At 49.6% G+C, this 12975-nt stretch carries 15 protein-coding genes; 5 read left to right on the top strand and 10 right to left on the bottom strand.

Annotated elements, in window-relative coordinates; all coding sequences use genetic code 11:
- A partial coding sequence (locus NZ772_04595; GenBank protein MCS6812837.1) for a hypothetical protein occupies positions 1-464 on the bottom strand: 464 nt, incomplete at its 3' end.
- Between the two features lie 508 nt (positions 465-972).
- Between NZ772_04595 and corA the strand changes: the two genes are divergently transcribed.
- Positions 973-2220, top strand: coding sequence for a magnesium/cobalt transporter CorA (gene corA, locus NZ772_04590; GenBank protein ID MCS6812836.1), 1248 nt, complete (start codon positions 973-975; stop codon positions 2218-2220).
- Here the strand turns inward: corA and NZ772_04585 are convergent.
- Together NZ772_04585 and NZ772_04580 are read right to left on the bottom strand one after the other, a co-directional pair.
- Complete coding sequence (locus NZ772_04585) at positions 2217-2705, bottom strand: YajQ family cyclic di-GMP-binding protein (protein ID MCS6812835.1); 489 nt, start codon at positions 2703-2705, stop codon at positions 2217-2219. The two genes, corA and NZ772_04585, sit on opposite strands and share 4 nt — an antisense overlap.
- Positions 2706-2768: 63 nt before the next feature.
- A complete protein-coding gene (locus tag NZ772_04580; protein MCS6812834.1) occupies positions 2769-3185 on the bottom strand; it encodes an MAPEG family protein in 417 nt (138 codons plus the stop codon).
- Between the two features lie 114 nt (positions 3186-3299).
- Here NZ772_04580 and NZ772_04575 point away from each other — a divergent pair, with 114 nt between their 5' ends.
- Together NZ772_04575 and NZ772_04570 are read left to right on the top strand one after the other, a co-directional pair.
- Positions 3300-4040 (top strand): TPM domain-containing protein, encoded by a 741-nt coding sequence (locus tag NZ772_04575; protein ID MCS6812833.1) that lies wholly within the window; start codon positions 3300-3302, stop codon positions 4038-4040.
- A 420-nt stretch (positions 4041-4460) separates the two neighbouring features.
- Positions 4461-4973 (top strand): pentapeptide repeat-containing protein, encoded by a 513-nt coding sequence (locus NZ772_04570; protein MCS6812832.1) that lies wholly within the window; start codon positions 4461-4463, stop codon positions 4971-4973.
- Between the two features lie 132 nt (positions 4974-5105).
- On the opposite strand, the gene NZ772_04565 is transcribed toward NZ772_04570, so the two are convergent.
- From NZ772_04565 to NZ772_04535, 7 genes are all read right to left on the bottom strand, one after another.
- Positions 5106-5405: a hypothetical protein gene (locus NZ772_04565; GenBank protein ID MCS6812831.1), complete on the bottom strand. Its 300-nt coding sequence runs from the start codon at positions 5403-5405 to the stop codon at positions 5106-5108.
- Positions 5406-5450: 45 nt separating this feature from the next.
- The gene (gene purD, locus NZ772_04560) at positions 5451-6728 is read right to left on the bottom strand and encodes a phosphoribosylamine--glycine ligase (GenBank protein ID MCS6812830.1); all 1278 of its coding nucleotides are present in this window, start codon (positions 6726-6728) and stop codon (positions 5451-5453) included.
- The gene (locus tag NZ772_04555; GenBank protein MCS6812829.1) at positions 6725-7348 is read right to left on the bottom strand and encodes a DedA family protein; all 624 of its coding nucleotides are present in this window, start codon (positions 7346-7348) and stop codon (positions 6725-6727) included. Before NZ772_04555 ends, purD begins: the two co-directional genes overlap by 4 nt.
- 74 nt (positions 7349-7422) lie before the next feature.
- Positions 7423-8769 (bottom strand): TldD/PmbA family protein, encoded by a 1347-nt coding sequence (locus NZ772_04550; protein MCS6812828.1) that lies wholly within the window; start codon positions 8767-8769, stop codon positions 7423-7425.
- A gap of 145 nt (positions 8770-8914) precedes the next feature.
- A complete protein-coding gene (locus NZ772_04545; GenBank protein MCS6812827.1) occupies positions 8915-9790 on the bottom strand; it encodes a Tab2/Atab2 family RNA-binding protein in 876 nt (291 codons plus the stop codon).
- A gap of 61 nt (positions 9791-9851) precedes the next feature.
- Positions 9852-11051, bottom strand: coding sequence for an ABC transporter permease (locus NZ772_04540; GenBank protein MCS6812826.1), 1200 nt, complete (start codon positions 11049-11051; stop codon positions 9852-9854).
- 221 nt (positions 11052-11272) lie between these two features.
- Entirely contained in the window at positions 11273-11764 is a 492-nt protein-coding gene (locus NZ772_04535; protein ID MCS6812825.1) for a hypothetical protein, read from the bottom strand.
- A gap of 135 nt (positions 11765-11899) precedes the next feature.
- Between NZ772_04535 and NZ772_04530 the strand changes: the two genes are divergently transcribed.
- Both NZ772_04530 and NZ772_04525 read left to right on the top strand, forming a co-directional pair.
- Complete coding sequence (locus tag NZ772_04530) at positions 11900-12511, top strand: pseudouridine synthase (protein ID MCS6812824.1); 612 nt, start codon at positions 11900-11902, stop codon at positions 12509-12511.
- A gap of 114 nt (positions 12512-12625) precedes the next feature.
- The coding region (locus tag NZ772_04525; GenBank protein ID MCS6812823.1) for a LytR family transcriptional regulator at positions 12626-12975 on the top strand (350 nt) is incomplete at its 3' end.

Genomic DNA, 12975 nt, shown 5'->3' with positions numbered 1-12975 from the left:
AGAATGTAATCCCAAACCTCTGGCTGGTAGGCAATGCCAATATCCAGGCGTGTCCACTGATTTTGAAGTTGTGACTCCCAGCGATGCCAGCCTCCTATCAGTTTCAGTTTTTCTAGCATGTTTGGCGAGACAACAGGCGGTTCTCCAAAGGTCCCTACGAGTTGACCGTTGCGCTTATAGAGTGCTCCTCCCAGTAATTGAGTATTGATTTGAGGCTTAAAGGTTTGCACAAGTTCTAACACTGCTTGGTCAGAAGTAGCTTGCTTAACTAGCGGTATTAGAGCTGTGGTTGATGCTATACAGACTTCTTCAAGCTGTCTTAATAGCTCTTGTTGACGATTAAATGCTGATGGAATAAGGATGATTGTTTCAATCGCCACCAAGCTAATAAACACCCAGAGGATAACTTGTCGCGAAAGCTTAGACTTAAAGGAGCTTAAAAACGATCGATATTGACTAGGCACTATATAGCTCTCCCACTAGGAATGCATCATTCAATGTCATGTATACGTAGCTAGCTTCATCAGCCAGAGCGACACTGTTTCATTAGGGAAATTTCGTCAGGGCAATTGTGCAGAATCATCAGTAGGGGTTAATCACTCTAGGACAGTAACTTGCTTCAATTGCAGCAAATCAGCGCTACACCAGCAGAGAGTGGTTAGCTTGCCTACAGCGGTAGAATGCACTAGAGCTATCTTAGCTTACCGATGGGTGCATCCTACTCACGCAAATAAGCCCTCATCTCCCTGCCCCCCGCGAACGAGAGGTTGGGAGAAGGGGAGCTAGATTGGAAGTCCCTCTCCCTGTTTGGGAGAGGGATTTAGGGTGAGGGCTACACAAGTGGAATGCACCCCTTACCGATTGAGCAATCATGGCGAAGTCAATGTAGAACCATTTGCTGTGGATAAATAGTACTCACAGTGCTTTCATTGCAGTAAGTAGTAAAAGCTGTCTAATGTATCCACTTGAGTTATGCCAGAAAAACAACCTGTTTATCCCTCTACCTACGCACAACCGTCTCTATTAGAGGCTGATGATAATGCGATCGCAGACGATGATGATTCCTACGTTGATTATTTCTATGACGAACCAGGCAGTGCACCAGGCACCCTCTACATTGATGAGGATGCTGCCCAACCTGCTATTACCCTGATTGATTACGATGCAAATAATGCAACACGCACCCAGCTTGCTACCCCCGAAGACTGTTTGCCATACCTAGATAGTCCATCGGTTTCGTGGATTGATGTCCAAGGGTTAGGTGATGAAAATGTGCTGCAACGACTAGGACAGGTGTTCCAGCTCCATCCCTTGGTGCTAGAAGATATTGTCAACATTCCCCAACGCCCTAAGGTAGAAGAGTACTCCAACCAGTTGATCATCATTTTGCACATGGTGAGCCTGCGTCAGCAAGATGAGCTAGAGCGTCCTAGTTACAAGTCAGATAAATCGCTACAGCGCCCTGATGTTAACTCGTCACAACCTTGCTTTCTAGCAGAGCAGGTTAGCTTGGTATTGGGAAAAAACTATCTGCTCACTGTACAAGAGGAGCCGGAATATGATGCCTTTAGCCCCGTGCGAGACCGAATTCGTGCCGATCGCGGCATTATCCGCAAACAACAGACTGACTATTTGGCCTACGCACTAATAGATGCCATTATCGACGGGTTCTTTCCTGTGCTAGAGGTTTACGGTGAGCAACTAGAGCAACTCGAAGATGAGGTTGTAGTCAACCCTACAAGGAAAACCCTCCAAAACATTCACGCCCTCAAGCGCCAACTGCTGACCTTGCGACGGGCAATTTGGCCCCAGCAAGATGCGATCAACACCTTGATTCGAGATGGCAGTGACTTAATTAGTCCTGATGTACGCATTTATCTGCGGGACTGCTACGACCATGCGGTGCAAGTAATTGACATGGTGGAAACCTACCGCGAGTTAGCCTCTAGCTTGATGGATGTGTACCTTTCCTCCGTAGGCAACAAAATGAACGAGGTGATGAAGTTTTTAACTGTGATTTCTACAATCTTCATTCCCTTGACATTTGTTGTAGGCATCTATGGTATGAATTTTGAAAACATGCCAGAGCTAAAGATTACCTGGGCCTACTTTGCTTGCTGGGGTGTGATGCTTGGTATTGCAGGCTTTTTAGTGTTCTATTTCCATCGACGGGGTTGGTTCCGCAACTTTTCCACGGTGCAGACAGACGGACGCGACTAGCGATAATTCGTGAATTGCAGAGCAACGGGAAAATCTTCCTGTTTCAAGCGCTGAATGACAGCTTGCAAGTCGTCCTTAGATTTGGCTGATACCCGCACAGCATCACCTTGGATAGAGGCTTGGACTTTCTTAAATTCATCCCGAATCAGCTTGGAAATTTTCTTCCCCAGTTCTGGACTGATGCCCTTTTTCAGAGTGATTTCTTGGCGCACACGGTTACCACTGGCAGATTCCACTTTGCCATAGTCAAAAATTTTGAGCGAGAGGTTGCGCTTGGCAGCCTTGGTTTGCAGGATGGTATGAATGGCATTGAGGGTAAATTCGCTATCGGTGTTGACGATTATAGCGGTTTCACTGAGTTCTAAGGTGGTTTGGGTATCTTTGAGGTCATAGCGACTTTTAATTTCTCGATCGGTTTGATCTATTGCATTAACCAGCTCTTGACGGTCAAAGTCACTCACAATATCGAAGGAATAGGTAGACATAGCTAGTGATTAAAGGTCGGTCGGTATTACTGGTTACCAGTCAGCAAAGCTATAGAGGCTACATTAGGCGATAGATCGCAAACTAGCAGTAAATAAAATAATCACGCAGGCAGAGCCAATTCCAAACATTAAGGATCGCCCTATGGGCACATTCGCAATGTAAAACAGACAGTAGAAAAATCGAGAAACTACGTAAGCGATCGCGGCCCATACTGAAGCTGACCCTGTTTGATTTGTAATATAGGCCATCAAGGCAGCCGCCGTAAATACCATAAAGGTTTCAAAGGAGTTCTGATGTGCCCAGTTGGCCCGCTTGGCATAGTCCGGCAGTTTGTCAAAGCAGGCACGGGGTGCACCAGGGTCATACCCAACTCGGAACCGGCCATAGGCCACAATTCCATAGGGAAAATAAATCAGAGCAGCCGCTGCGACGATCGCATAGAGGAAAATGCCAGGAGCTGATAAACCCAAAACAGTCATGAATAGCCACCGAGGTAAGAAATACCTCTAAAATCATACACCCTTGCCTAGGATGCATCGAGTCACCGTAGTATGGTAAAAGCGTAATTCCCAATCTTGAGAAAGATGATCCCTATGCATAGCTTCCCTCAGCATTTCTTAATGCAACGAATTACTGCCATGCGAGTGCTAACCCTGATCGTCCTGTCGGTTGTGATGCTTGTCTTGCAAGTGGTTGCTAGTGTGGCACCAGCCTATGCAACTGGTGCCTATGATTTTCTGCCACCAGCCGCTAACGAATGGGTAGTTGACCAAGCAGATATTTTGAGCCGCTTGAGCCAAAACCGCATTAATAGTTTGATGTCCGAGGTATCTCAGAAAACTGGTAACCAAGTGCACATTGTTACAGTACATCGCTTAGACTATGGCGAAACCATAGATAGCCTCGCGAGTCAGCTATTCGAGCAGTGGTTTCCTACACCAGAAGCACAGGCTAACCAAGTGTTGCTGGTTCTGGATAACGTTACGAACACCAGTGCTATCCGGGTAGGTGAGGCGGCAGCGGCGCGACTGACTGCTGCGATCGCCGAAAGTGTTGCCCAGGAAACATTACTGGTGCCGATTCGCAAGGGGAACTATAATCAAGCCCTGCTAGATGCCAGCAATCGTATTGCTTTGGTGTTGATGGGCAAACCTGATCCAGGTGCACCTGTAGTGGCTGACAACGTACAAGTAGAGGGCACTTTTGCTGACTCAACGGCTACCAAGAAGAACAAAACAAGCTCGACAGTCTGGGTGATTGGCTTGCTAGTAGCAGCGACAGTCATTCCTATGGCAACCTATTATTTCTACCTTTACCTCCAGTCTCAGAGTTAGGGCTATCTGCTAGAGTTCTCTGGGCTAGACTGGATTGTAGTTGACACTGCAATTCCAAAGTCGCTAGTGTGTAATGCGCCCAAGCCTCAGCCACAATGTTGGCAGACGGGTCATCTAGGTCGCAGATGATCGTCACCTTCCGGCGCAAGTCTCACTCTGAGTTCAGAGCAGGTCATGGTTTTGTTGACTCAACTCTCATAATACCTAGAGATGGATTCTGAAATTCCTCTTGGAACAATGGTCGTGGGAATTGCTTGTCAAGCAGGGTAACACGGACGCGCGGTTCTAAGCGATTCTACCTGTGGCAGAGCTGACAACGCAGGCTGACAACACAGGTAGTTCAGAAGCAGCAGATAATGTGCCTTGTGTTTTAGCTAAATTGATATTACGGTGATGGGTGAGGTGAGAGAGTTAAGAACTATGCGTGGGTTGCAATATGCGATCGCAGGGGCAATTGGATGCGTGTTGACGCTAATGTTGGTGGCGATTGTGACTCCATTGCCAGCTTGGGCTGCGAGTTCAGCCGCTATTCGTGCCTACGATGATGTAGAGGTGACTAGCAAAAACTATGCTGGGCAAAACTTGTTTAAGGCTGAGTTTGTGAATGCGAGGTTGAGCGGAGCGGACTTTAGTGGGGCCAACCTTCAGGGAGCTGTGTTTAATGGTGCGATCGCAACTAAGGCCAATTTCCGAGGAGCAGATTTTAGCAATGGTATTGCCTATCTGAGCGATTTTACCAACGCTGACTTTAGCCAAGCTATCTTGACAGAAGCCATGTTGCTAAAGTCTAACTTTCGGGGTGCAACGATAACGGGTGCAGATTTTACCGATGCTTCCCTAGATCGGGAGCAGATTTTGTACCTGTGTCGGTCAGCTAGTGGTGTTAACTTGACTACTGGTGTTGCTACTCGCGAGTCCCTAGGTTGTCGTTAGCAACAAAAAACCCCTGGGCCAAGCGCCCTAGGGGTTGGAGTTCCTGAAAATCGTCACTTAAGATTGTTATAGTGCTGCGTTGTTTACGCAAGAGGGCTGTGACCCATCATTCACCCATCAACCTAGTGAATATTACTCGCCCATATCGGTCAGGCGTTGTTGCATGACTTCCCAAGAAATGCCCTGCTCAAGATAGTGAGGACTAGCAGGGGTGTAGGGGCCTCTGAGGCGATCGATGTACAGGATATTGGCTGACTCAGGCAATATGGGCACATCAGGGTTAGCATCTGTCGGGCGCATGAGAGAGCTGGAAAAGCCTTTGAAAATCATGACCTGATCTAGCTCGCCATTGACTTCAGCCGTAACAATCAGAACTTCGTCTGGACACCGAATGGTGTAACGCTCTAAGCGAGCACCAGCGCGTTTTGTCATACAATCAACCTCAAATTTATGTATTTTTGTAACTCCCATGTGATTCTATCGAACTCGATAACCAATATCACGGCGATAGTAGCTATCAATAAACTGAATGGAAGCGATGGCCTCGTAGGCTAGGGCAAATGCCTGTTTGTGATCTGCACCAATAGCAGTGATTCCTAATACACGACCGCCATCTGTCACGATCGTGGTACCATCCGGTTGCAAGCGCGTACCTGCATGGAAGACGATCGCCCCTCGACTAGCCGCCTGCTCTAGGCCAGCAATGGGGTAGCCCGTTTTATACTGACCAGGGTAACCCCCAGAAGCCATTACCACACAGACTGCTGCACCGGGTTTCCACAAGATTTCAGGCTGGCTTGCTAGCTGTTGCTGGGTACAGGCTAGGAGTAAATCAACCAAGGGGGTGTCTAGCAAGGGCAACACCGCTTGGGTTTCCGGATCTCCAAACCGACAGTTAAATTCAATCACCTTGGGATCGCCAGCGGGAGTAATCATCAACCCGGCGTAGAGAATGCCCCGATAATCAATGCCACGGTTTTGGAGAGCAGCGATCGTCGGCTCCAAAATCTCTTGGTGAATGCGGTTAGCTAGGGTCGGGGTCACAATGGGGGCCGGAGCATAGGCACCCATGCCGCCTGTGTTAGCGCCAGTATCACCTTCACCAATACGCTTGTGATCCTGAGCAGGTAATAACGCCCGGATTGTGTGTCCATCCGTGAGGGCTAACACAGATACTTCCTGTCCTGTTAGGCATTCTTCAATGACTACTTGCTGGCCAGCAGCACCAAACTGCCCAGCCGCAATGGCCTGAAGCGCTGCAATTGCTTCGTCGATCGTTGCAGCAACCGTTACTCCCTTACCAGCCGCAAGACCATCGGCCTTGATGACGATCGGCGCTCCCTGGCTATGGACATAAGCAGTAGCTTGGTTAATGTCAGTGAACACACGGGCTTGGGCTGTAGGAATGCCAGCTTCCACCATCAGTTGCTTTGCCCAGGCTTTACTCGCTTCGATCTGTGCTCCAGCTTGGGTAGGCCCAAATACAGTTAAGCCAGCCTGAGACAGCACATCAGTAATGCCACCTGCTAGGGGTGCTTCAGGGCCGACCACTACCAAATCAACAGCCTCTGAGCGGCCAAGGTCAGCAATTGCAGCAAAATCTCCTAGAGAAATGGGCAGATTGCGACAACGAGGCAGGGTAGCTGTGCCGCCATTGCCCGGAACGCAGAGAACTTGGGTAACGCGATCGCTCTGAAGCAAGGACCATGCCAGGGCATGTTCGCGCCCACCATTGCCAACAACAAGAATGTTCACGAGTCGGACGGTTGTTTACGAAAGTCTAGATACCGGGGAATGGCAATCCAAGCGATGATCCCAAGTAGGGTTAACAGCGCAAATTGCCCAACCCAAGCAACAAGGGTTGCTAGGGGAACAATGCGTCCCACAGTGTAAGCAAGAGTAACCATTGTCACTGCCCAAAGAGTAGCGCCAATGGCATTCAACAGGACAAAGCGCATGTAGGGCATTTGCACCATGCCCGCTAGCGGCCCCGCAAAGATGCGTAATAGTGCTACAAAGCGGCCTAGCAGAACAGCACGATCAGCATTGTCACTAAATTGCGTCTTCACCTGAATTAGCTGCTGCTCTGGAATGCGAAAGAAGCGCCCAATTCGCACAAGCAGACCCCAGCCACCTATTGAGCCAAGCCAGTAGCCCACATTATCGCCAACTACAGCCCCAACGATCGCACTCACAAGCGTCAGCCAATAGCTTAACTCACCACTGCCTGCTAAGAATCCTCCAGCCAGGGTGATTGTTTCTCCAGGCAAGGGAATCCCCATATTCTCCAGCAAGATACCCAAAAAGACAGCAATATAGCCGTACTGATGGGCTAGACCTTGTAGTGTTTCAACTGAAATGAGGTCGAATGACATAGGTGCCTTGAGAAAAGTCCCCTGAGAAGGTCAATTTGCTTAATAAAAGTTTATCTCATAAGCCTGCCCTTTAGTTAGGACTCTCTACCAGTGACCGATAGCCCATCCACAATCAGGGATGGAGTGTAACAAGAGCCATTCCAATCGGCATCCGTGCCTAGAGCCACTAGGTTACGAAGGGCAGTGTAGACATTACCAGAAACCATAGTGTCCTTTACGCGGCCAATAATCTGCCCGCCCCGCACGCGATAGCCTAAATCGACGTTTACAGAAAAGTCTCCAGAGATGCCCGCACTGCCGCCAAGCATTTGATCGACAACAACCCCGTCATCCAAGGTACTAATGAGATCTGTCAAGGTCATGGGGCTAGTAGACTTCACTTTGCTGCTTGGTTGCACGACAAAATTAAAGAGGCCAGGAGTAGGATAGCTGCTCAAGCTGGGACGAAAGCCATTGCCAGTGGTGCCGCTGCCGAGTTGTCTGCCGACGGTACGATCGGTGTAAAACAGTTGCAAAACCCCATCTTGAATAAACACGAGCTGACGGGTAGGGGTACCTTCGTCGTCAAAGGGACAACTGAAAGGGCCGGAGTTGGGTTGTTGCGAGATGGTGAGTGCAGTAGCTGTTACTTGCTCGCCAAGCCGATCGCTCCAAGGAGAAGCTCCCTCTAGCACTTGCTTGCCATTTAATGCTGATTGCACAGTACCCCATAGCATATCTGCCGCTTTGGAAGTAAACAACACTGGGTAGCGTCCTATGGGAGGTGAAATGTTTTTTCTCGCCCAGTCTAGCCGCTGGATAATCTGTTCTGCTAAGGCGCTGGGATTAAGGCTGTCACGCTGGATTTGTCCATCGGAAACATTGAGGAAGTCATCACCCCGCACCCAATCAACGTTGAGGTATGAGCTGAGGGTAGTATCAGTGTGACTGCATGTTAGACCGTAGGAGTTGATTAGATAGGTGATTTCGGTTTCACATTCCCACTCAGCAGTGCAGAGCACGTCAGGATAGGCTTGGCGCACAAGGTCGATTGCGGCGTTGCCCCACAAGACTAATTCCTCTACATCCACGGTGGTTCCCACAGCCGGATAGCTAGCAGGTGAACCATCCTGGTTGGCAGGAGTTAGCTCAATAATCTCCGGTGGGTTTAGTTGGCTGAGGGCGATCGCTCGCTCTACCAAAATGGTTGGATCTACTGCGCCATAAGCGACTACCAAACCAGGGCTGCCATTCATCCACAATCGCAAAGCTGTGCCCTCAGACTGGGTATATTCCAGTTGCTTTAGCCGATTGGCCTCAAAAAACACAGGACGAGCTAGCGATCGAGACTGAAATACTTCAGCAGCATCGGCCCCCGATCGCAATGCCAATGTTAGCAATTGCTCGGCTGAAATGTCTGGTGTTAACTCCTCAAGACCCATTAATGTTGATTGCTCAGCAGTAATTGATAATTTGGTTACAGGGTTGGTAGTCAAACAGAGACTGCAAATAGCAGCCAACGCATGACTAAAAACAAATCGCAATGGCTGATGGTTAGCGACTGACACTAGTGACCGTAAGACAACGTTACGATAAATTGACCTCTTGCAATAACCAAAATCCTGCAAATGCTTCAACGTTAGGATCTGACTGGACAGCCAGGAAATGCACCTGTTGGGCAGCTTGTTTAGCGGCTTCAAAACGCTCTGCCTCTTGGCACACCTGAGTGTTTGACAACGTTGCTAGCGTCCAACGATCGTCAGCTCCTGTTTCTAAGACCAGTTGTGCTGGGTTTCCAGGTGCGTACTTAATGAAGGCTAACTCAACACCAGAGAGCCAACCTGCTAGGGGCAAAGCCCGGGATGAGAAGATCAGCAGCCCTGGAACAGGCGTATTCGGGGCCAAGTTGAGCAGTGATAAGGGCACAACGTCACGAAAGTCAATCGTCCATGCTGCCATATCGTCAAAGGCGGCTGCTTCAAGAGTTACCAGTGCCCAGCGATCGCCCCGCAGGGCATCGGGAAGCGGCAGGGGTGGACTAGCTTGATAGCTCACTACGGAAGCAATTGGGTTGGCTTGGCCTGGTTGGAACCCTGCCATGGTAGGGTACACCGTTTGCAACCGTTGCTGGAGCAAAAGGTTAAGGGTATAGGTGCGCCGACTAGGCTTGGCCTCTAGACCCAGATCATTGCAGGCGCGAGTAATCATGTTATTCATCTGGCGGCGAAAGAAACGAATGCGATCAGGAGGAGCCGGAGCTTGGGCGATTGCTGTTTTGATAGCCGCTTGCAGCCATAGCGAGTTGACCTCTGTGCTAGGGCAAAACTGGGTGTATTGAAACAAGGAACTTAGTTCAGCCTGCACAGTTTGGGCACGTTCGCACACTACTAACTCCCAGACTTTTTTGCCAGCGTCGTCTAACAGGGGACGAGAATAGAAATCTAATTCCCAAATAATAGCCATGTTGCCCCTACAAAATCACTATGTTCAGCATTCTAACGGGCATGGGGACACTTGACGATGGCTAGGACTTGAAGACAATCGCCGGATCCACTCTAGTCACTTTTTGGATAGCAAAGATTGCTGACCCTACACACATCAGCACTGTTGTTCCTAGAACGATCGCTGCCGAGGCTGGAGTTATCAGAATCGTAATGCCCTGGGTGGCTGCTGTCCAAGCAGCTACTCCGGTACACAGGGCCATACCTGGAACATAGCCCAAAATTGCCATCCACAACGCCTGCTCTACAATCACGCTGTAAATAAACCAGTTAGAAGCACCCATTGCCTTCAGGGTGCCAAATTCCTTTAAGTGATCCGATACAGATGAATAGAGAATTTGCCCAACAATGATTATGCCGACGACAATGCCCACAACGGCTCCCATGCCTAAGATGAAACCAATGCCCGATCGCTGTTCCCAATAGCGTTGGGTTTGAGTTGCCATATCTGCCTTAGTGTAGGCGCGCACGTTATCTAGCTCATCCTCTAAGCGTTGCCTGAGGGCAGCAAGATCAGTACCTGCTTCAGCTTTGATCAGCAAGAAGGAGACAGTGTCGGTGTTGGCGATCGCAGGCGGATCATCAGGTCTAGGCTGAATCGCTATATCTGTCAAGCTTTTGGTCGGCAACAAGGACTTGGCGTAGGCATTGGCAGTCGGCAGCGACGTGATTAGTAACGTTTCAAAGACAATAGATTGGGTGCCCTGGGTAAAGCCAACAACTTCCGCGGGCAACGACGCTAACAGACCGCGATCGCCTACCTGCCGAATGTTAAGCGATCGGGCGCTAGTCTTATCCACCATGACTCGGTAGGGTTGGTTCAAGTCACTCAGATTACCTTGGGTCACAGTCAAGGGTGCTAGCAACAGACCATTGGGATCGGCTCCCACAATCGTTACAGAGGAAACCCGATCGGCGGCAGGTTGTCCCCACACTGAGCCACGAATAATCACGGCCTCTGCTGCTGCCACGCCATCTACCTGTGCAGCTTGTGCTCGTCGCTCATAGGGCATAGGCATCGCCAACCCCAAATGTTCCATATTCCGTGCTGTTAACCAAATATCTGCTTGGGACTGGTCAATTAGCAGCGAAGTTGATCGCGTGAAGCCAGCCTGAAGACCAGTTTGAATAGTCACCAAGCTGACAGCAAACATAATCCCTACCTGAGCCACTAGAAAACGGGGGATATCTTCCAGCAAATTTTTACGGGCGATTGAAGCCATAATCCCTAAGGTTGTCCGAAAGGTGTTAACAGCCTACCTGATTTTGCCGTACGTATGACGCAAACTAGAAACGAGTACGACTTACCTAACAAACAGTAGCAACAAATCTGCTTGTAAGAGCGCAGCGCTAAAAGGATAGGTAAGGGCAAACAACAAGGGCACAGGGGTAGTGCCCCCGCGCCCTTAAATCACCAATGCATCAACAGTACCTCTATAGAACTCTACTGTACCTTGACTTGCTGTGCCATTTCCATAAAGCTAGACATGCTAGGGCCGGGGCGGCGACGAGGTGTCTGACTCAGAGCGGGCGAGAGATAGGTAGGAGCAAAGTTAGCAGGTGTGGGTTCTGTTTTGGGTGCAGCAGTTACCACTGTGGCCACAGTGTCCACAACCGTAGCACTCTCTTTGTTACCTTGCCCAGGAACAAGGGCAGCTAGGCCACCCTTGAATTTCTTAGTCTTAGCAGGCTTAGCAGGAGCGATGCTGGCAGTTTCTGCTACTACGATTGCTGATTCGTTAGTTTGGGTAGGAGTAATAGAGGCAGGCTGTGCTGTGACGATCGCAGAAGCATCAACGGTTGTTTCAGTATGCGTGGCTGTTGGCGATGATTCTTCATCATCCACGGCTTCCAGAAAGAAACCATTACCTCTCTTTGCCTTTACATTAACAGCGTTAGATTTTTTGGGATTGAGAATCCTTAAGAAATTATTCATCGATACTGACTCCTGGGCTGAGTTGATTTAAGAGCTGAGGGGATAATTGCAAATTAATGATCGTTACAATTATGAGTGCAAATGGTTACACTCAGCAATATTTTCTCATCTAACGGTGCTAATTCGTTATCGTCTGTGACTCATCGCTATCTCCTATTCCACAAGCCCTATGGCGTGTTAAGTCAGTTCACTGACCAGGCTGGCCGCTCCACGCTGAAAGACTATATCGCTGTACCAGATGTCTATCCGGTTGGACGGTTAGACTACGACAGTGAAGGGTTAATGCTGCTGACAAGTGATGGTCGGTTGCAACATGCCTTGGGCGATCGGCAATACTACCATCCCCGTACCTATTGGGCGCAAGTAGAGCACATCCCTACAGAAGTTGCCCTTGACCAGTTACGTCGGGGTGTTACTATTCAAGGCTACCAAACTCGCCCGGCTAAGGCACGCCTGCTAGCCGAGGAGCCACCTTTGCCAGCTCGCAACCCTCCTGTTCGCTTTCGGAAAACAGTGCCTACTGCCTGGTTAGAGTTGACTTTGACAGAAGGACGAAACCGCCAAGTCCGGCGCATGACAGCGGCTGTGGGTCACCCTACCCTACGGCTTGTCCGGGTGGCGATCGCCCATCTCCAGCTTGCCAATCTCCCTCAAGGTCAATGGCGCGACCTAACTCCTGAAGAATTGGCCTCCCTACCCACTGCCCGAAATCGTAGATGTCTTGATAGGATGTTTAAACAAACCTGAATAGCGCTATAGAGTCAGCTCCCACTGCTGCTTTCAAGTTAACCATGACGGGTAACCATAGTCCATTTGCTGCATCTGTGCCAGAATGGTGACGTTTGTCTAGTGCTGAAGTCTGTGGCAACTCGAAGAAACCCCTATCAACCAGGCCCTCAACCAGGCTATCGACAGCTACGGGGCAAAAAGGTGCGGAAGAAACCACGCCGCTCAGGCGTCATCCGTTGGATTGGATTGGTGCTGTCGTTGACAGGTGTGGCGATGATCTCAGCTATGGCCGGGGCACTGTTAGCGTTTTCCTTCAACTCAACGCCGCTGATGCAGCGACCCTTGAGCCAATCTGAGCGGGATGCCTTTGCTCAAGATGCTATTTCTACCCAGGGGGCTTTTCAGTTACCCAAACTGACGCGCCCAGTCAATATTTTGGTATTGGGGGTGAAAGTGCTAATTAGTGACTTGAAAGAGCCACC

It is taken from the genome of Cyanobacteriota bacterium (assembly GCA_025054735.1).
In the GTDB taxonomy this organism is placed as follows: domain Bacteria; phylum Cyanobacteriota; class Cyanobacteriia; order SKYG9; family SKYG9; genus SKYG9.
The sequence above is the reverse complement of the archived record's forward strand: the minus strand, read 5'-3'. Positions and strand labels throughout refer to the sequence as shown.